Genomic DNA, 18,689 nt, shown 5'->3' on the forward strand with positions numbered 1-18,689 from the left:
GCCGCGAGCCCGTTGACACTGTGAGGTGAATATCGGTGCGGGGGCCTGCGGGTGCTCGAAAGTTTCAGTGCCCTTGTGAGGTGGTGCCCGGACGCCCGCCGTCTGTACCGTCGAGCAGGCAAGTCGTGTGCCGGAAGGCCATGGAAAGCGGACCTCGCACAGGTCCCACGAAGGGGTCGGGACATCACATGCGCTATCGGGAACTCGGCCGCACCGGGCTCACCGTGTCCGAGATCGGCTATGGCGCCTGGGGCCTGGGCCAGGGAGCCTGGGTCGGCGCCGACGACGCCTCCGGTGTGCGTGCCCTGCACCGCGCCATCGATCTGGGTGTCACCTTCATCGACACCGCCAGGGCTTACGACCGCAGTGAGGGCGTCGTCGGCCGTGCGCTCAGGGAGCTCCCCGGCGGGGGTGACGGCGTGCACGTGGCGACGAAGGTCGGGCCGAAGGTACCCCTCTCCCTGGCGTCCAGCGGGCTCCACCCCGACGAGGCGTTCCCCGGCTCGCACCTGCGCGAGAGCCTGGAGACCAGCCTCCGCGAGCTGGGCCGCGACCACGTCGACCTCCTCCAGTTGCACACCTGGGAGGACGAGTGGACCGGCCGCGGCGACTGGCTGGAGACGGTGGACGCCCTCAAGCAGGAGGGCAAGATCAGGTCCTTCGGGATGTCCGTCAAGGACCATCAGCCCGAGAACGTGCTCACGGTTCTGCGTTCCGGCGTCCTGGACACGGTCCAGGTCATCTACAACGTCTTCGAGCAAGCCCCGGCCGACGCCCTGCTGCCGGCCTGCGAGGAGCACGGCGTCGGTGTGATCGGGCGGGTCGTACTCGACGAGGGTGCCCTGACGGGCTCGGTCCGGGCGGGTGTCACCTTCCCCGAGGGCGACTGGCGCAACTGGTACTTCAGGGACGACCGGCCGGCCCAGGTCGAGAAGCGTGTGGACGCGCTCCTCGCCGACCTGGGGATCGGCATCGAGGAACTGCCGTCCACTGCGCTTCGGTTCGCGCTCGCCGGGCGGGCGGTCTCCACGGTCATCGTCGGGATGCGGTCACTACGGAACGTGGAACGCAACGCGGCGATCTCCGACGCACCCCCACTGACCGACCGGGAGCTCGCGGTGCTGGCGAGGCACCGCTGGCCGAAGAACTTCTACAGCTGATCCTTTCCGGCGCCTTCGTTCTTCCAGGGCTGCCGGTGCGGACGATCATCCAGGAGCAGCTGCCCACCACGGGCGGGGTGACACGGCTGGTGGACCGGACGGTGAGCGCCGGTCCCGACCTGCGGGCACGACTGAACCGCCTCCAGCGCCAGGCCATGGACGCCACCACCGCGCTCCGTGAGTCCCGGTGGCCGGGGTGTGTGAGGTTGCGCCATGCCGAGCGGTCCTACGACCTCCGTCTCCCGCTCGCTCAGTGCCGCCCCCGGGTCGGACACCTGAGCGACCAGGCGCTCGGCCCCGTCGGGGGCAAGTACCGGGCCTCCGGTGGCCGCGGTGCGCACGGCTCGAAACAGCTCCTCCGGCGGACCCGCCTTGAGAACGTAGCCGCGGGCACCAACCTCCATCGCCCCCACTACGTCTCCCTGGGTCAGATAGCTGGTGAGCACCACCACCCGTACGCCCGGGACCGCGGCGGTAATCCGCCGGGTCGTCTCGATGCCGCCCTCCCCTTCGCCGCTGCCCGTTCCGTCGGTGAGGCGGAGGTCCATCATCACCACGTCGGACCACAGCTGCTGGGCGAGGCGTGCGGCCTCCATGCCGTCACCGGTCTCGCCGACGACGGCGAAGCCGGGCTCGCCATCGAGCAACGCGATCAGTCCCGCGCGGACGACGGCATGGTCGTCCACGATCAGGATCCGGACCGTCGCGGCCAAAACCCGGGTGCCGCGGCCGGGCGTACTGTCGACGGTCAACCTGCCGCCATACGCGGCGAGTCGCTCCCGGCCCGCGACCAGGCCGAACCCTCGCCCGTCACCGACATCGCCCAAACCAGGTGCCGCGGTGTCGAAGCCCACGCCGTTGTCCCATACCTCCACCGTGACCGCCCTGCCGCCCCGGCGGTCGAGCGTCACCCACACATGTGCCGCGTGTGCGTGCTCGCACGCGCTGGCCAACAGGCCCTGAAGACCATCCCAGCCGGCGCAGGCACCAGCGGGGCCAGGTGGGACAGGGCGGGAGGAAAGCCCGTGCACCAGATCACTGCGTCCGCGCGAGCCGACGTCCCGTCGGCCCACATCACTCCGTCACGGGTGAGGTGCTCGAACATCGGCTGGGCCTTCAGCAGCCCGGCGTCCCGGGCGGCGCGGACCAGCGGCGATGTCGCTGAGCGAGGCCACACCGCCTGTATCGGCCGTGCCCGCGTCGAGGGCGCGGCGGCGGGCGGTCGCGGCGTCGAACAGGGCTTCGCTCCCTTCACCGGCTGACCGGCGTCGGTGGTGAACTGCCGCTTGGAGGAGCCCGGTGGCCAGGTTGGACAGGGTCAGGCCGGTCACGAGCCGAGCGCGGGCAGGGAGCGGATGGTGCGCCATCCGGTGAGGACTCCGGCGCTGGTCTGACCCTTCGGTGCGCGGATCGCCGCAACGGCGTGGGTGCGGAAGTCCCGGTGCCACACGAACAGGCCGCTCAATCCGGCTTCGGGGTCCTTGTGCTGCCGGTAGGCGAGCCACAGGGCGTGGAGCCAGGCCACAACATTGTCGTGCTCCTGCCACTACAGGCACCAGGGCGCCGCGGTGGTGTTGCTCTTTACGCCCGGCGGCATGAATCTGCCGACTCCGAGACCCGCATGACACTCAGGACATGGTGGCCTGAAATAGCCGTGGGCCCGAGAAGCGGTGTTCATTTTGTCGGACTCTCGCTGGCTGAGCTCATCCCGGCCCTTCAACCCACACAGCGTCGCGACTGTCTGCCGTCAGGACATGCCACACCCGTTCTTCTCAAGGACCTGTGCCACCACGGTCCCGTCGCAGGGTCTGCTCGGCCTCGGCCAGTTCGGCCAGGCGCGTCTGCCAGCAGCTGTCCAGGGTGCGGGCGACCAGGCGGTTTTCTGGCTCATAGACATCATGAGCCCGCTCGGCGCGCTCGGCCTGAGAGCGGGGGCGCCCGACGGCCAGTTCGGCGGCGCGCAGGAACGCTGGGTGCCGCGGGCGACTTCGTCGGCCGCGGCCAGGGGGCGCGTGGTCTCGGCGACGGGGCCCGCCACGCTACTTGCGCGCAATCCGCGCATCATTCACAGCCTTTGGGTGAGCCTCGACTGATGCCCGGCGTTCCGCAGTCGGGACGCCGGGCATCATCAGGACGGCGCGATCAGGCGGGGCGAATGTTCTCCGCCTGCGGGCCCTTCTGGCCCTGGGTGACGTCGAACTCGACCTTCTGGCCCTCCTGCAGCTCGCGGAAACCCTGGGCAGCGATGTTGGAGTAGTGGGCGAAGACGTCGGGGCCGCCGCCCTCCTGCTCGATGAAGCCGAAGCCCTTCTCGCTGTTGAACCACTTGACAGTGCCCTTGGCCATGACCGTCTCCTTCGAGGGAAAACCGGACCCGCACCCTGCGCGCCCGGAGGTGATCGCCCTGGTCCGGAGAGGCGCTGAAACGCAAGAACGCCCGTGATGGCGATCACGGGCGAACGGGACTTCGGAACCACGACTGCTGATCACAAGGCTATATCGGCCTGACGGCAGCCGCTAGCGAAAACGCGCCGGAGCCAGCGTCCCGCATGTCGCCTCGCGAAGGATGCGGCCGGATCCGCGACGCCGTGGGAGCCCGCGCTGTGAGGGGTACCAGCAGGCCCCCCAACGGCATCCGCACAGGTGACAGCGTGCCCGGCACACCCGATGCCGGCACCGGACCTGCCGTACGGGAAGCCGGGTCAGCCTGCAGAATCGACCTCGGCAGGCACCGCCTGCGCCATGGCAGCCCAGGCCGCCAGAAACCGCCCCTGGCCCCGCCCATCACAACCGGCTGCCGGATTGCCCCGGTGTGCTAAACAGGGAGTAACCAAAGGGGCATTTTGCAGCAGCTCACGCTCGGAATCATGTCGCAGACCCGCAAAGAAAACGAGCATCGTCTGCCCGTTCACCCCGCTCATTTCGACCGCATCGACGCCGGTCTCCGCGAGCGCATCTACCTCCAGGAAAACTACGGAGAGCATTTCGGCGTCCCAGACAGCCGGCTCGCCCCGCTCGTCGCGGGCTTCCGCACGCGCGAGGAACTTATCGCCGACTGCGATGTCATCCTGCTGGCCAAACCGCTCCACGAAGACCTGGCGGAACTGCGTGAGGGTCAGGTCTTGTGGGGCTGGCCGCACTGTGTCCAGGACGAGAGGCTCACCCAGACCGCCATCGACCGACGGCTGACTCTGATCGCCTTCGAAGCGATGAACCACTGGACCCGCAGCGGCGCCTTCAACTTGCACGTCTTCCACAAGAACAACGAACTGGCCGGGTACTCCTCGGTCCTGCACGCCATGCAACTGACCGGCGTGACAGGCGACTACGGGCGGCGGCAGCGCGCCGTCGTCATCGGCTTCGGCGCGACCGCCCGCGGCGCAGTGACCGCGCTCAGCGCCCTGGGCGTGCACGACGTCGACGTGCTCACCGCGCGTGGCGTCACCGCCGTCAGTTCCCCCATCCACTCCGCGCGGATCGTCCACTTCGACCACGACAAAGCCGACGACACCCTGGACCCGCGACGCAGTGTCGCCCTCACCGAAAACGGCCCGCTGCCGCTGGCCGAGTTCCTCGCCGGGCACAGCATCATCGTCAACTGCGTGCTGCAGGACACCGACGCGCCACTGATGTTCCTCATAGACGAGGACCTGCCCAAGCTGGCCCCCGGCACCCTGGTCATCGACGTCTCCTGCGACGAGGGCATGGGCTTCGACTGGGCCCGACCCACCACCTTCACCGATCCGATGTTCACCGTCGGCGACCACGTCGGGTACTACGCGGTGGACCACAGCCCCTCCTACCTGTGGAACTCCGCGACCTGGGAGAACAGCGAGGCCCTCCTGCCATATCTGGACGTCGTGCTTCAAGGCCCCGACGGCTGGGACACCGACGACACGATCCGGCGCGCCATCGAGATCCGCCGTGGCGTCGTCCAAAACCCCAAGGTGCTCGCCTTCCAGCACCGCACCGCAAAGTACCCGCACGCCCACGAGGAGACCCGGACGGCGTCGCGGCCGTAGCGGCCGGGGCATCCGGGCGTTCAGTCGTCCCCCGACCACCGTCCCGAGCCTCCGCGCGGCGGGCGCCTCGCGGAGGAGTTCGAATCCGGCTCGTCCATAGAGCTCCGAGACACTCGGCGATCCTTGTCCCGCTCGTCCGACGGGAACAGCGGCGCCGGATCCGGGGCGTGGCATCCTGTGGCGCCGCGGGTCTGGGTCGTCACTGTTTCGGCTTATGAGCGCTCACCGAGCGCCGTCCAGACTCAGCCGCTTCTCGGCCGGGCCGCACCAGGAGCAGCCGGGGGCGCAGCCGCAACCGTCCTGCTCCGCCGTTGGCGATGGCGCCGTCGGGCACCGCGCAGACATGACATGGCAGCCGCGGTCTACAGGGCAGTGCGGCAGGTTCAGCCTGCGGGGTGCAGGCCCGCATAGGAGGGCGAGGTCGCCCGGCAGGTCTCGAACAATCGCGGCCCCGCATGCTCTGAGTACGTCCTGGGGACGGCGGGTCCGCGTCTGATTTCTTTCGAAGTCCAGAAGAAACTCAGAGGTGCCCGTCCGCCCAGGGCCGCCGATGAGGCGTGATGCTGGACGCATCATGGGCACCATACCGAACCACACCTCTCTCCCTCCGCTGCGCAGGCCCGATGGCGGCGCCGTCCGCGTCCTGGTGGTGGACGACGAACCCGACCTCACGGAGGTCCTGGGCGTGCGCTGCGCGCTGAGGGCTGGGAGGTCCGCATCGCCGACGACGGCGCCACGGCGCTGGAGGCGGCCGACAGCTTCCGCCCCGACGCCGTCGTCCTGGACTGGATGCTGCCCGATATCGACGGCTTTCAGGTGCTCCACGCACTGCGCCGCCGGCTGCCGCAGGTGTGCGTGCTCTCCCTGACCGCGCGTGACGCTGTCGAGGACCGGATCGCGGGGATCACCGCGGGCGACGACTACGTCACCAAGCCCTTCAGCTTGGAGGAGGTGTTGGCCCGGCTGCGGGGGCTCATGCGCCGGGCGGGCATGTCGCACGAGGCGGGCGCGCCGCGGCTCGTCGTGAGGGACCTGGTGATGGACGAGGAAGCCCGGGAGGTCACCCGGGCGGGCCGGGTCGTGGAGTTGTCCCGCACCGAGTTCGAACTGCTGCGGTTCGTGATGCGCAACCCGCGTCGGGTGCTGTCGAAGGAGCAGATCCTCGACCGCGTCCGTACCATCATGGGCCCGCGGGCCGCCCGGCTGCACGTCGGCGTAGGCAGGACAGGCTTTTCCACCGGCGCCGGACCTTTCACCTACGGCACCAGTCTCGGGGGCGCGCACGCAGCCGCGCACCCCGCACATCGCTGACCGCGCTGGAGCGCCAGGCGCGGGCCGCGGAGAAGGCCGCCGAATACGAGGCGGGCGGGCGAGTGGAGCAGGGACTGGTCTCCGCACATTTGGAGGACTTCATCCCCGCTGCTGCCCCTGTGTTGCCTGCACCAACGCCAGTCGATCCGAAGGCCCTGCGGCGCTCGAGGGAGAGACGGCACGTCGAGCCAACGAGCACGTGGCGGCCCAAGCCGCCGCCGACACGGAATGGGCCCAGCTGACCAGCGGCGACCCCGGCGTCGCCGGCCCCAGGCCCAAGATCTCGCGGGTACCCTCGTCGGTGACCGCGAGCACGACGTAGATCGGCCGATTCTCGACCTGACCGTCCCTCAACTTCACGTGCACACAGTCGATGAACAAGACCGGATAGACCAAGTGGAGCGGCCGGTTCTGCCATTCGTTCATGCCGTCGATCACCTTGTCAGTGCCGCGCGCGGTCCGCTTTCGTCCGGTTGGTTGCGATGTCCGTGCCAGTCCAGTATCAGGACCGTGGCGTCGTCCCTGAGGCTGCCGTGGCACGCGTCGAGCACCGCGGCGGTCAGACTCCGGACGGCTTCTCGCGGATGCAGCGCACGGGTGTCGTGGACGACCGATGCCAGGTCGGCGGCCGCGGCACCACGCTCCTGCATTCCGTCGGTGAGCAGGACCAGGCGGTCCCCGGGAAGCAGTTGCAGCCGCTGCAGGCGGTATGAAGTGGGCGCCGCCACGCCGAAGGGCAGATTGACGGCGAGTTTCACCTCCTCGACGGCGCCCTCTCGCAGCCGCAGTGGCCGGGGGTGGCCGGCGTTGACCAGTTCACACAGGCCCGTGTCGAGGTCGACGCACAGTAGCTGCCCGGTGGCCAGGCCGCGGCTGTGGCTCAGCAGAGCCTGGTGGGCATGGGTGGCTTGCTTGAGGGCGTCACAGCCGCTGCGTCGCGCCCGCCGTAGAGCGCCGACCAGCAAGGTGGCCAGCAGCGCGGAGTTCGTGTCGTGGCCCATGGCGTCGGTGATGGACAGGTGCAGGGTCTCGCGGTCGAGGGTGTAGTCGTAGGTGTCGCCACCGATGTCGTCGGCTGGGATCAGCCCGGCGGCAAGGGTGAACTCCTCCGCCTCGCAGCAGGGCGCCGAGGGAAGCAGTTGGTGCTGGATCTCCGCGGCCAGGCTGGTCTCGGTAGTGCGCCGGCCCAGGTGGTACAGGTCGGTGAAGCGGCGGTCCGTGACGATGATGTAGGCGAGCGCGTGTGCCGCCTCGCGGACCTGCCGGAGCACGGTGTCGTCGGCGGACTGCAGGGTCAACTCCAAAACGCCGATGCAGTCGCCGCGGTTGGTGACCGGCGTGATGACGCGCCGTCCGCCCTGTCCGTCCGCTTCCACGTGCTGACGCTGGCTCTGCAGAACGGCGTCATAGACGCTGCCCTGCAGGTCGATCGGCCCGGCACGGCCCCCGACACCGGCTCCAGCCGCGGCGAGCCGTACCAGCCGCTGGCCGATGAGGTCGACGAACAAGAACGACACAGCCTCCGCACCAAACCGCTTCTGCAGATCGTGCGCCACCACATCGACGGACTCACCGGGCGGCGCCGCTTCCGCAGCGGCCAGCAACTCGCCCAGTTCAAGATCTCCACCCTCCACGACAACCTCCAATCGGCTGCCGCAGCTTCTTCCCCGAGTCTGCGCTACCTCACCTGATATGCCCGTCTTGCCTGGTCAGGGCGGTGAGGTCAGGTCGCTGAGAGTACATACTGGAATCCGTCGGACGACGTCCGCGGGCGACCGGGCGGCCATTGCATCGGCAGCCAAGCGATGCGGCGGAAGCAGCATGTCGATGCCCGGCGCTCCCAGCGCTGGAGAAGCCTGTCAGCGGATTCAACGCTCACCGACCGTCGCCGCACTCAGGGGTTGCTTGCCGCGTCGATGTACGTCTTGGTGACGTCGGTGATGAAGTCGCGGCTGCTGTCGGGGCTGAGCGCCTGGGCCTGGAGGTGGCCGTGCAGCACGCTGTAATGCTGCACGTCGGAGGGCTTCTCCAGATAGAGGTCTTTGGTGAACCGCTCCAGATACACCACCGGCGCCGCGGAGCTGTCGGCGAACCTCAGGATGGAGAACTGTCCTGACAGGCCCGGATGGGCGCCCGCGGTGCAGGGGAGGACCTGCACCGTGATGTGCGGCTCGGCGCCGAATGCGTTCAGGTGCTCCAGCTGTTCACGCATGACGTCCGGGCTGCCGACGGCACGCCGCAGTGCCGATTCGTCCAGGACGACCCACAGGCGCAGCGGACGGGCCGGGTCGTAGATCCGGTGCTGACGGCGCAGCCGCACCTTGAGGCGTGTGCCGGCCTCTTCGGTGGCGAGCTGGGGGATCGTTTCCCCGATGACCGCGTAGGCGTAGGCGGGGGTCTGCAGCAGAGCAGGGATCGCCATGGATTCGTAGGTGTGGAGAGAGGTGGCGTCCGTCTCCAGGGCGATGTAGACGCTCTGGGGGATGTCGCCGTAGGCGTGCCACCAGCCCTGTTGCCCGGATCCCTTGGCCATCTGCATCAGAGAGTCGATGACCTGCGCGTCCGTCACTTCGTAGATCGCGCACAAATCGCGCACATCGCGGGGGCTGATGGTGCTGCGGCCGTTCTCCATGAGACTGATCTTGGGCTGGGAGACCATGAGCCGCTCGGCCACTTCGGTGCTCTTCAGCCCACTGGCCAGGCGCAGTCGGCGGAGCTCGGCTCCCAGACGGCGCCTCGCGACGGTGGGGTTGATGTTCGCCGCCACGAGCGGTGTACCTCCGGGCCTCAAGCCATCATGCTGGTCCGCAGACTGCCATGGACAAAGACTGTTGATCAGGCGCCATGCCGTCGTGTTCCCGGCTGCCAAAACGGACTGTGACCTTGTCATTTGCCTCACGGCAGGGACCGCCAGGCGTCCTACAAGGAGAGACCGAAAGCAGACACTGAGAAGGCGGTCACAGCAATCGGCCCGCCGGGTGCCCGCCGGGGTCGTCGGCCAGCACGACGGCGGCCTTGATGCGCTTGCCCACCGGTTCCCGGCGCATCTCGAAGCTGCGGCACACGCCGATCACGATTTCCAGACCGTGCTGCCCGACCCGGCCCGGATCAGCGGCCTGGGCCACCGGCAGCGTCGGATCGGTGTCCCACACGCTGATCTCCACCGCGCCGTCGCTGATCTCCAGATCCAGCAGACAAGGGCCGGGCGCGTACTTGTGCGCGTTGGTCACCAACTCGGTGACCACCAGCTGCACCATGCCCCTCGCCCGGCCCGACACCGGAATCTCGTGCACGTCCTGCACCTCGGTCAAAAAGGCACGGGCCGCATGCCGGGCCTCGGTCACCGGCTCGTCCCCGGCGAAGGCCAGAGCCGACAGTATCGGACGGCTGTCGAGTGGCAGATCCTCGTTTTCGGGCACCACTGCGAACACACCGCCACCCTCGTCCTGAGCAACACGGTTAAGGCCCGTCGAATACCCCCGAAACCACACCGCACACCACAGTCAGACGCGTCCCCTCACCCGCCCCACGCTCCGGTCAGAACCACCTGAAGCGAGCCCTCCGACCTGCACATTTAAGCCGGCGCTTAGAAGCAGGCCCTCAGTGATCGTGGAGATAGTGGCCTTGGAGATCTCAGCGCCATAGACCTCCGCCAGGTGGGCGGAGATCGTTGCGGGTGTTGCCGTCTGCGGCCTTCTCGTGCTGCCCGAGGTAGTCGGTGATCTCGCCTTCCAGGGCGGACTCGAGAATCCTCTTCGTCAGTTGCTGCAACAGCCCGCCCTGGCCGGTCAGTTTGATCCCGTCGGTCTTCGCCCGGTCGACCGGGGGCACGCAGCGGAGCGCCGTCGTACCCCTTCACCTCCCCGAACCGCGTCCCCTCCATCCAGTCCCGACGCGCCTGCTCGATCTCGCCCTGGGACCGCCCGATCCAGTTCCAGAACAAGTAGAGCAGGCCTGGATCGACGAGCGCTGGCAACATCCCAGTCCAGTACGGCGCTTTCGCGTGTGGTCGGCATGGCCGAAACGACGTTGCCGAACCAAAAGCAGCCGACGGTCACGGCACCAGAGCATTAGCCAGTCCAGAGCGCGGCAGGCCGTTTCACACCCCTCCTGCGGCGATAGCCCCTGGGACCTCGCACCGTCATGAAGAACGTGGCCATCATTCACCTCGCCCCCATCCCCGGCCTCAACTCCGCGCAGAACCAAAAAGCAACCTCTGTCCGATCAGCCCCAGATGGCATAGTTCAACGCAGCGTAGTCAGCACCAAGTCAGCATGGGAGAGGTGGAGACGGGTGATGACATGCGCTTCCAGTCAGCACCGAACCCGCACGGGAGTCGGCACGGCTGCGTCAAAACACATCGAATGACGCAACTCAGACACTGCCGAATCTACTGCTGATCAGGCTCTCGGTGCGACCTCCGAAGCACTGACATAGGGGCAACACGCACACCCCACCCCCGAACTATGTTGTCCCGGCACATGTGCCCCTGACCTGCACGTTCCTACCGTCTGCGAACACGTACCCGTCCCCACCGCACACGAGGAAGTGGCGCACATGGCCTCCGGAATCACCGCTCCCCCACCCCCCGCCAGCCTCAAACGCATCGTCGCCGCCAGCCTCATCGGCACCACCATCGAGTGGTACGACAACTCATTCGACCGGGGCTCGGACCTGCGGTTCTTCATGGTTCCGGGCACCCAGGCCAGCACGGAGCCAGCACCGTGTCGCAGGCGTGCTGACGCGGTCCTGCCCCACCTGTTTTTCGCGGCACGCACCGAAAGGGCCGACGGCAGCGGAAAGCCGTTACGCAGTGTCGCTGACCCAGCCTGCGCTCACCCACCGTCGCCCCTCCGGCGCAGCACCAGAGCGGTGCAAGGCTGTTCTTCGCAGAAGCGCTGTACCGGTACGTAGATGTCCCCCTCCCCGGCCTCCGTCGTGGTGCCCGCACCCGCACATCTCAGAGTTGATGGGCGCGGGTGCCGCGCAGCCGGCCCCGGGTGTCCAGCAGCAGTCGGGCGTACTCGGGCAACCGGTCCAGCGGAACGGTGTCGTGGTCCTGCACCAGAATCGTGAGGTCGGCGTCCGCGGCGGCAGCCAGTGCGTCGACGGACCGCTTCACCGGTTCGCCGCCCGGCGCCCAGGTGTCCACGAACGGGTCATGGTACGTGACGCCTGCGCCGCTCTGCCGCATCAGCTGGACGATCGCGGCGGCCGGCGTGGCCCGCAGGTCGGTACTGTTGCGCTTGTAGGTCACGCCGACAAGCAGCACTCGCGCGTCCCGCAGGGCGCTCCCCCGTTCGTTGAGCAAGTACTCGGCACGCCGCACGACATGCGCCGGCATCCCCGCGTTGACCTCCTGCGAGAGCTCGACCAGCCGCAGCGGCGATCCGCCGGTGCGCGCCCAGTGCGTGAGATAGACGGGATCGACCGGGATGCAGTGCCCACCCACGCCTGGTCCCGGCCGGAACTCTTGGAAACCGAATGGTTTCGTGCGCGCGCAGTCGAGAGCCTCCCACACATCGACTCCCAGTGCCCGGGCGGCGACGGCGAGTTCGTTGACCAGGGCGATGTTCACGTTGCGGTAGGTGTTCTCCAGGAGTTTCGCCAGTTCGGCCTCGCGTGCGGAGCCCGCCTCGACGACCCGGTCGCACAAGTGCCGGAAGAAGTCGGCCGCGGCCGCCGTGCACCGTCGGGTGCAGCCCCCCACGACGCGCGGGGTGTTCCGCACACCGAAGGTCTGGTTGCCCGGGTCGATGCGCTCGGGTGAGAAGGCGAGGGAGAAGTCCGTTCCGGCTCTGAGTCCGGAGGCCTGCTCCACAATGCCACGGACGACGTCGTCCGTGGTGCCTGGGAAGGACGTGGACTCCAGGACGACGAGGGTGCCGGGCTTCAGGCGATCCCCGAGAGCGGAGGCGGCGCGTCGCACATGGCAGAGGTCGGGTCTGCCCGCGCCGTCCAGTGGTGTGGGGACGCAGATCACGGCGACCGAGGCCTCCGCCAGCGGGCTCTCGTCGGCGGACGCCCGGAAGCCGGCATCCAGCATGGCGGTGAGGTCGGCATCGGTGATGTCGGGGACGTGTGAGTGTCCCGAGTTCAGGGATGCGGTGACGGACGGGTTCTCATCGATCCCTATGACACGCATGCCGGCGCGGCACGCCTCCCGGGCCAGCGGGAGCCCGGTGTAGCCGAGTCCGATGACGGCAACGCTGTTCATATCGCTCCCTGGATGCAGGGCGTGGACGGGGAGGGGCCTGGGCGCGCCGCTCCCCTACCGCACGCGTTCGCAGGCGATGACCAGACAGTCGAGGCTCTTCTCCCGGCAGCCCTCCGGCAACGACGTCTAGGGGCCCGTGCACAGCCTCTCCTTCGTGTGGGGGCGGTCAGCGGATGCCTGAGGTCTCGCGGGCAGCCAGCAGGGCGAGGGTCCTGCGGCAGATCTTTCCGGTGGGACCGAGCGGCATCTCCTGGACCCGCAGCAGGAGTTCGGGGAGTTTCCGGCGTTCGAGGCCGCGCTGGGACTCCAGGAACACGGTGAGTTCCCGCAGGTCCGGTGCGGGCGCGCCCGGCGTCTGGCGGACGCATGCGCACAGGCGCTCCCCCAGTTCCGGGTCGGGCACACCGACGCAGGCCACCTCGGCCACGGCGGAATGCGCGGCGAGTTCGCGTTCCACCTCCGCTGGGCTGATGTTGTAGCCGCCTCGTACGACGATCTGCTTGATGCGGCCCAGTACATGGAGCCTGCCGTGTTCGTCCAGGAGCCCGCGGTCGCCCGTGCGGACCCAGCCGGTCGACGTCCGGTACCGGGCGTCCAGACCGGGGTCGGCCACGTAGCTCAGCGGTGTCATCGGACCCCTGGCACAGATCTCGCCGGGCTGTCCGGTCGGTACGGCGACACCGGTCTCGTCGATGATGCGGATGCGCGCCACGGCCGGGTCGGGAAGACCGGTGCCCGCCTCGGGGCTGAGCCCGGTGGTGGCGGTGTGGCAGTTCACGCCGTCGGATGATCCGTAGACGGTGATGACACGGCGGCCGAACCGGGCGCGGCACACCTCGGCGGTGGCGTCCGGGAGGGCCGCGCCGCTGGAGACGACGGCCTGGAGACCGGTGAAGTCCTCCCCGGGTGCGGGTGGTTGTTCGGCGAGGCGGTGCAGCATCGTGGGCACGCCGAAGACGTGCGTGGGACGGTGCTCGACGATCATGCGAAGCGCCGCGTCCGGGTCGAAGGACTCCTGCAGGAGCAGCGTGCCTCCGAGGGCGGCGAGCGTGACGGATGTGCCGCACGAGCCGAAGGAGGAAGCCAGCGGGACGAGCACGAGGTTGCGCATCGGACCGTCCCCGGCGTGCAGGGCGCGTACGTAGCTGGCGCGGCCGCCGGCCATCGCGTTGTGGGAGTAGGCGACCATCTTGGGATCGGCCTCAGAGCCGGAGGAGACCAGAATGCGGGCAGGCGCCTCGGGGTCGAAGGGCCGGGCCAGGAAGGGCTGCCGCGCGGGCGCCGCGAGTGACTGTGCGGCCTGGCTTCCCTCCCCGAGGGTGAAGACCGCTTCGAGGCAGGGGAGATGAGCGCCCGGAACGGCGTCGGAGAGATGGCTGACGATGATCGCGCGGGCGCGGGCCCTGGCGAGCAGGCTCGCCGGCCCCCGGCTGCCGAGCCCCGGCGGATACGGCAGTGCCACCGCTCCGATGGCGGCGACCGCGAGTTCCGCGGCCACCGCGTCGCGCCCGTTCGGCACGCGTACGGCGATGATGTCCCTTTCGCCCAGGCCGCTTTCGACGAGGCGCGCGGCGATGTGCCGTGCCCGGGCGTCGAGCCCCGCGTAGTCCACCGAACCCGCCGAGTCGATGACGGCCGTCCGGTCGGGGTGCCGCTGCACGTGCCCGCAGAAGAGCGTGTACAGGTCCCGGTCGGGGCAGAGGCCCTGTTCGGACCAGGCGCGCCGCACCCGGGCCGGCACCAGGTCACGGATCTCGACGCCGGCGTTCGATGTCCATCCGGCCCTCATGAGAACTCCCAGGGCGCGCGGGGAGCGGCGTGGTCCCCCACGACCAACGCCGGAGCGAACCGCGGGTCGCGGGCCAGGTCCGCGAGGCTGGTGCACACCGGCGTGGCGGCCACGCCCGCTGCCGCCAGCCCAGGCAGCCAGTGCGTGGTGGGCCGGGTCCGGGCCCGGGAGGCGATCGTCTCCGCACCCGCCGAGGCGCCGAGGCCGAGCGCCCGCGCGAGGAGCCCCGGTCGCTCGCGGGCCTGCGGCCCCAGCGCGATGTAGCCGTCCCTCGTGCGCAGTGGGCGGACCGTCGCCACGGGCCGTCCCGGCCCTCGGGGAACGAGGGTGGCAGCGGAGTACAGAGAGGAGTCCACGCGGCCGCCTCTGCCGGTGCGAAGGCGCGCCAGCAGTGCCGCCAGTACGCCATGCGCGCAGACCAGCCCGCCGAGGACGTCGGTGAGCGTCATCAACGAGGGCGCGGGCGGCTCGTCCATGGGCCGCACGGCCGCGGCGAGGCCGCTGTGCGCCTGGACCAGGTAGTCGGTCCCCACGGGTGGCTCCGGCCCCAGGGCGTCACCCCAGCCTGATGCCCACGCGTACACCAGCCCGGGCCGCACCGGCCGCAGGTCGTCGGCGTCCAGCCCGAGCCGGGCCGCCTTGCCCGGCGCCCAGTTGTGCAGGAAGACGTCGGCCTCGGACACGAGTTCACGGACGGCCTGCCGTCCCGCGTCCGTCGTGAAGTCGACCTCCGTGACGGCTTTGCCGGCGTTGAGGGCGCTGAAGCGGGCCGACGTGGTGCCTGCCATCGGGGGGATGCCGCGCATCGGGTCGCCACCCGGCGGCTCGACCCGTACGACGTCGGCGCCCAGGAGCCTCAGGACGTGGCCGGCCATGGGCCCCTGGACGCGTCGCGCCGACTCGACGACCCGCAGGCCTCTCAGAGGTGCCCCGTCCGTGCTTGTACGGGGTCTGCCGATCGTTGTGCCGCCCGGGCCGGAGAACGGCGTGAGCGTCCACGGCGACGTCACCGTGGGTGGCACGGGGTTGTCCCGTACGGGCAGCACGGCGGCTCCCGACCGGTCCGCCGCCGACCTGACGGCCGTGAACGGGGCACGCCGCACGGTCGCGGACAGCGCGAGGGGGAGGGACCAAGTGGCGGTGGCGAACCGCTGCTGGAAGGAGCGCCACCCGCGACCGGTGGCGGCGCGGTCCGCGCCGAGCAGCTGCCAGAAGTCCAGCCATCGCTCGGCGTCGAGGGCTTCCAGTTCGAAGCGCACGCCGTCGGCGGACACGAACGGGCAGCCGGTGGGCGCGGGCCCGCCCCCCGCGCCGGCGCGTGAGGGCAGGCCGTCGCCCGGGTCGTCGCCGTCGGCGGTCGCTGCCGCGAGGTACTGGGCGAGGGCCAGCAGCGCGGCCTGGCCCACCGACGTCCGCACCCGCGTCACATCGGCGCCGGCGGCCCGCGCGAGGAGTGCCGCACAGACTCCCTGGGCCGCCAGGACGCCCGCCACCGTGGAGGCGTAGTCGACGGCGAGTGGGGCCGGGTGTCCTGCCGCCCGGCCGTGGACATGCATGATGCCGCAGGCCGCCTGGACGGCACGCTCATCGGCCAGGGGGACGGTGAGCGGCCCCTGCCAGTCGATCTCCCAGCCGACAGAGGCGGTGGCGGGATCGCCCACCAGGTCGAGGAGGTGGGCGGCGACCCCGACGGCAACCGGCGCTGTGTCCGGGGCTCCGGCGCGCGGCACACAGAGCGTCATCGGGCGTCCTCCGGGAGTGGCCGCGGGCCGTCCTCCGCCTCGCCGGCCTGCGGGCGCCGGCCATGTACCGCGTAGACGACACTCGACGCGGCGCAGAACGACGGGTCCCGCATCAGTGCCCGTACATCCGCCAGTTGCGCGTCGGTCAGGCCCGCGGCCAGGAGTCCGTCCCGCAGGTGGTACGTGTGGTTGAGCTGCATGCGCAGGCCAGGCGATCCCGCGGTGCGCAGTTCGATGCGGGGCCGCGGGTCGATGTCGACGAGCCCCGCGGCACGCATGGCGGCAGGCGCGTTCCGGGCCCAGTGGGGGTCTCCCCCACCGGCCCGCATGACGGCGCGCTTGGCGTCGAGGAAGGCCGTGTAGAGCCGCGCGGACTCCTCGTCCGGGGTGAGCAGGGGCGGTTCGTAGGAGGCGTCGAACTCCTCGATGTGCAGCCATCCTCCGGGCTTGAGGGCGCGCACCAGTTTACCGAGGACGGTGACCCGCTCGGGCAGGTGCTGGAGGACGAGACGGGCGACGACGAGGTCGAAGGCGGCTTCGGGGAGCGGATCGGTCACCACGTCGTGCTCGACCACGGTCAGGCACGGCCCGTCCTGGATGTGGTGCGGTTTGACGTCGGTGGCCACGACCTCGCCGGTGGGGGCGACGCGTTCGGCGAGCCACCGGGCCACACTCCCGCTCCCCGTGCCGACGTCCAGGCACCGCCACCCGGTCGTGACGCCGGTCTCACCGAGCCTTGCGAAGGTCATGGGGTCGTAGGCGTCGGTGAGGCAGCGGTGCAGCTCGTCGCTGTGGGCGCTGTCGTTGTCGAAGGCGTAGCCCGGGGCCGGGCCCTGGCTCTCGCGCATGTCGTCTCCCCCTGGTCGGGTCTCAGGTCCACCGGCCGGAGCCGTAGGTGTCGGTGCGTCCGGTGAGGCGGTGCAACAGCTCGCGGCGGCGTACCTTGCCGGTGCCGGTGCGCGGCACCTGGTCCCAGGTGAGTGCGACCGGTTCGCGCAGGGGCGGCAGGTCGCGCACCGCTTCCTTCCAGCGGTCCTGGTCCAGAGCGCCGTCGGCGGTGACCACGACGGGCAGCGGATCACGGCCCGACTCGGCGAGGACGACGCACTCCAGGACCTGCGGCAGCCGGGCCTCGATCAGGTCCTCGGTCCGCAGACAGCTGAGCTGCGGCGTGCGGTCCACCTCGCGGTCGAGCAACTCGATGCTGCCGTCGCGGTTGCGGGCGCCGATGTCGCCGGTGTTCCACCAGGTGCCGTGGCGCTTGGCCGACCAGCGATCGTCCTCTCCGACGTAGCCCAGGGCGCAGGCGGCGGTCCTGGCCAGTACCAGACCCGCCTGCCCGGACGGCAGGGGCCGGAAGGTGTCGGGATCGACCACCCGCAGCCGTGTCTTCACGGGCACCGGGCGTCCGAGGTTCCGGGTGCCGGCGCCGCCCGACGCCCGGTCGGCGGACCGCCGGGTGTGGAAGCGGAAGGTCAGTGGCCCCGTCTCGGTCTGCCCCCACCCCTCCACCCACACGGGCCGGCGGTGCCGGCTCGCCCTGAGGTAGGCACGGACGGTGGGGGGATGCACGGCGTCGTAGGTGCTGATGACCACGCGGACGCGCCGGAAGGGGTTGTCCAGCCCTTCGGTCAGCGGCTGGAAGCGCACGAACGAGGCGGGCAGCGCCTCCAGGACGGTCGGCGGATGTGCGCGCAGTACGGGATCGGCGAGGTTCGGGGCCTGCGTGGTGATGATCGAGATGTCGGCGGGGCCCATGCACAGGGTGCTCGCGGTCCAGCAGAAGGTCCTGCCGTGGGCGAACGAGCTCGCGTTGGCCAGGACGTCGCCGCGTCGCAGACCGATGTGCGGCAGCCGCACGCTCTCGAACCGGGCCAGCTTGCCGATGATTGTGCGGGTCGAGTGCACCACCAGTTTGGGCACACCGGTGGTCCCCGACGTGTGGTGGATCACCAGGGGTTCGTCGTCGTGTCTGCGGTGGGGTCCGGGGGCGATGTGTCCGCGTACGTCGTCCATGCCCAGGGTGCCTGGCACGGTGTCGTCCAGTACCAGGGTGGCCCGTGCCGCCGCGGCCAGGTCGGTGCCCTCCTTCCGGCCGTGTTCCAGCACCCGTGCCGTCGTGACGAGCAGGGCGGGGCCGAGCCGGGCAAGCAGCGTCCCCAGCACGTCGCCGGACAGATGCGCGGACAGTTGCGCGGGTACGGCGCCGATGCGTGCGGCGGCGCAGGCCAGCAGGTCGTAGTCCCAGTGGTTGTCCTTGACGATCGCCACCCGGTCGCCGGGGCCGGCCCCGGCCGCGGCCAGCCAGCCGGCCGCCTCCCTTACGAGGGTGGCGAGCTGAGGGAGTGTGTGGTGGGTCCGGGCGCTCGCGTCGATGTCGAACGGCCGGTCCAGGTGGACCCGCGTGCCGGCCCGGTGCTCGGCGCACTCGTCGAACAGGACACCCAT

13 protein-coding genes and 6 pseudogenes are annotated in these 18,689 nt (G+C 70.1%); 4 read left to right on the forward strand and 15 right to left on the reverse strand.

The genetic code is table 11. The features are described 5' to 3' along the window. Nucleotides 1–188: 188 nt before the first annotated feature. Complete coding sequence (locus IO24_RS0135105; RefSeq protein WP_031143062.1) at nt 189–1,160, forward strand: aldo/keto reductase; 972 nt, start codon at nt 189–191, stop codon at nt 1,158–1,160. Here the strand turns inward: IO24_RS0135105 and IO24_RS47460 are convergent. From IO24_RS47460 to IO24_RS44750, 3 genes and pseudogenes are all read right to left on the reverse strand, one after another. After that, nucleotides 1,151–2,071 carry a response regulator gene (locus tag IO24_RS47460; RefSeq protein WP_157851307.1) on the reverse strand — a complete coding sequence of 307 codons (921 nt, stop codon included), beginning with the start codon at nt 2,069–2,071 and terminating at the stop codon, nt 1,151–1,153. The genes IO24_RS0135105 and IO24_RS47460 overlap by 10 nt on opposite strands. A 77-nt stretch (nt 2,072–2,148) precedes the next feature. Then, a pseudogene (locus IO24_RS46820) lies at nt 2,149–2,401 on the reverse strand (pyridine nucleotide-disulfide oxidoreductase); the annotation flags it as partial. A 140-nt stretch (nt 2,402–2,541) separates the two neighbouring features. Beyond that, nucleotides 2,542–2,736: pseudogene (locus IO24_RS44750) on the reverse strand (DUF4913 domain-containing protein); the annotation flags it as partial. A gap of 178 nt (nt 2,737–2,914) precedes the next feature. Here IO24_RS44750 and IO24_RS0135120 point away from each other — a divergent pair. After that, nucleotides 2,915–3,253, forward strand: a complete 339-nt coding sequence (locus IO24_RS0135120; RefSeq protein WP_031143066.1) for a hypothetical protein — start codon at nt 2,915–2,917, stop codon at nt 3,251–3,253. A gap of 49 nt (nt 3,254–3,302) precedes the next feature. On the opposite strand, the gene IO24_RS0135125 is transcribed toward IO24_RS0135120, so the two are convergent. Then, nucleotides 3,303–3,506 (reverse strand): cold-shock protein, encoded by a 204-nt coding sequence (locus IO24_RS0135125; protein WP_007379522.1) that lies wholly within the window; start codon nt 3,504–3,506, stop codon nt 3,303–3,305. Nucleotides 3,507–4,003: 497 nt separating this feature from the next. On the opposite strand from IO24_RS0135125, the gene IO24_RS0135130 reads away from it, so the two are divergent. Together IO24_RS0135130 and IO24_RS41250 are read left to right on the forward strand one after the other, a co-directional pair. Further along, complete coding sequence (locus IO24_RS0135130; RefSeq protein WP_037669248.1) at nt 4,004–5,182, forward strand: N(5)-(carboxyethyl)ornithine synthase; 1,179 nt, start codon at nt 4,004–4,006, stop codon at nt 5,180–5,182. A gap of 574 nt (nt 5,183–5,756) precedes the next feature. Further along, nucleotides 5,757–6,493, forward strand: a pseudogene (locus IO24_RS41250) (response regulator transcription factor). Between the two features lie 228 nt (nt 6,494–6,721). Here the strand turns inward: IO24_RS41250 and IO24_RS43710 are convergent. The 11 genes and pseudogenes from IO24_RS43710 to IO24_RS0135185 form a co-directional block, all read right to left on the reverse strand. Continuing rightward, a pseudogene (locus IO24_RS43710) lies at nt 6,722–6,940 on the reverse strand (transposase); the annotation flags it as partial. After that, complete coding sequence (locus tag IO24_RS0135145; protein WP_037669250.1) at nt 6,928–8,127, reverse strand: PP2C family protein-serine/threonine phosphatase; 1,200 nt, start codon at nt 8,125–8,127, stop codon at nt 6,928–6,930. The gene IO24_RS0135145 and the pseudogene IO24_RS43710, both read right to left, overlap by 13 nt. A 260-nt stretch (nt 8,128–8,387) precedes the next feature. After that, entirely contained in the window at nt 8,388–9,260 is an 873-nt protein-coding gene (locus tag IO24_RS0135150; protein ID WP_031143076.1) for a helix-turn-helix domain-containing protein, read from the reverse strand. Nucleotides 9,261–9,450: 190 nt separating this feature from the next. After that, a complete protein-coding gene (locus IO24_RS0135155; RefSeq protein WP_420823242.1) occupies nt 9,451–9,924 on the reverse strand; it encodes an ATP-binding protein in 474 nt (157 codons plus the stop codon). Between the two features lie 159 nt (nt 9,925–10,083). Continuing rightward, nucleotides 10,084–10,324 (reverse strand): annotated as a pseudogene (locus IO24_RS47720) (hypothetical protein); the annotation flags it as partial. Continuing rightward, nucleotides 10,308–10,442: pseudogene (locus IO24_RS46830) on the reverse strand (pirin family protein); the annotation flags it as partial. The pseudogenes IO24_RS47720 and IO24_RS46830, both read right to left, overlap by 17 nt. A 1,011-nt stretch (nt 10,443–11,453) precedes the next feature. Next, on the reverse strand, nt 11,454–12,710 hold the full coding sequence (locus IO24_RS0135165) for a nucleotide sugar dehydrogenase (protein WP_031143082.1): 1,257 nt from the start codon (nt 12,708–12,710) through the stop codon (nt 11,454–11,456). Between the two features lie 166 nt (nt 12,711–12,876). Beyond that, nucleotides 12,877–14,499 (reverse strand): class I adenylate-forming enzyme family protein, encoded by a 1,623-nt coding sequence (locus tag IO24_RS0135170; RefSeq protein WP_031143084.1) that lies wholly within the window; start codon nt 14,497–14,499, stop codon nt 12,877–12,879. After that, nucleotides 14,496–16,241, reverse strand: coding sequence for a CoA transferase (locus tag IO24_RS0135175; protein WP_031143086.1), 1,746 nt, complete (start codon nt 16,239–16,241; stop codon nt 14,496–14,498). Before IO24_RS0135175 ends, IO24_RS0135170 begins: the two co-directional genes overlap by 4 nt. Beyond that, complete coding sequence (locus IO24_RS0135180; protein ID WP_031143088.1) at nt 16,238–17,089, reverse strand: methyltransferase domain-containing protein; 852 nt, start codon at nt 17,087–17,089, stop codon at nt 16,238–16,240. The genes IO24_RS0135175 and IO24_RS0135180 overlap by 4 nt, the downstream gene beginning before the upstream one ends. A gap of 22 nt (nt 17,090–17,111) precedes the next feature. Continuing rightward, nucleotides 17,112–18,689, reverse strand: a complete 1,578-nt coding sequence (locus IO24_RS0135185) for an AMP-binding protein (protein ID WP_031143090.1) — start codon at nt 18,687–18,689, stop codon at nt 17,112–17,114.

The sequence above is a fragment of the Streptomyces flavovariabilis genome, assembly GCF_000725785.1.
In the GTDB taxonomy this organism is placed as follows: Bacteria; Actinomycetota; Actinomycetes; order Streptomycetales; family Streptomycetaceae; genus Streptomyces; species Streptomyces hawaiiensis.

Coding starts and splice junctions, on each gene's coding strand:
- IO24_RS0135105 (WP_031143062.1), top strand. CDS start 189: ATGCGCTATCGGGAACTCGGCCGCACCGGGCTCACCGTGTCCGAGATC.
- IO24_RS0135120 (WP_031143066.1), top strand. CDS start 2,915: ATGCCACACCCGTTCTTCTCAAGGACCTGTGCCACCACGGTCCCGTCG.
- IO24_RS0135125 (WP_007379522.1), bottom strand. CDS start 3,506: ATGGCCAAGGGCACTGTCAAGTGGTTCAACAGCGAGAAGGGCTTCGGC.
- IO24_RS0135165 (WP_031143082.1), bottom strand. CDS start 12,710: ATGAACAGCGTTGCCGTCATCGGACTCGGCTACACCGGGCTCCCGCTG.
- IO24_RS0135170 (WP_031143084.1), bottom strand. CDS start 14,499: ATGAGGGCCGGATGGACATCGAACGCCGGCGTCGAGATCCGTGACCTG.
- IO24_RS0135175 (WP_031143086.1), bottom strand. CDS start 16,241: ATGACGCTCTGTGTGCCGCGCGCCGGAGCCCCGGACACAGCGCCGGTT.
- IO24_RS0135180 (WP_031143088.1), bottom strand. CDS start 17,089: ATGCGCGAGAGCCAGGGCCCGGCCCCGGGCTACGCCTTCGACAACGAC.
- IO24_RS0135185 (WP_031143090.1), bottom strand. CDS start 18,689: ATGGGTGTCCTGTTCGACGAGTGCGCCGAGCACCGGGCCGGCACGCGG.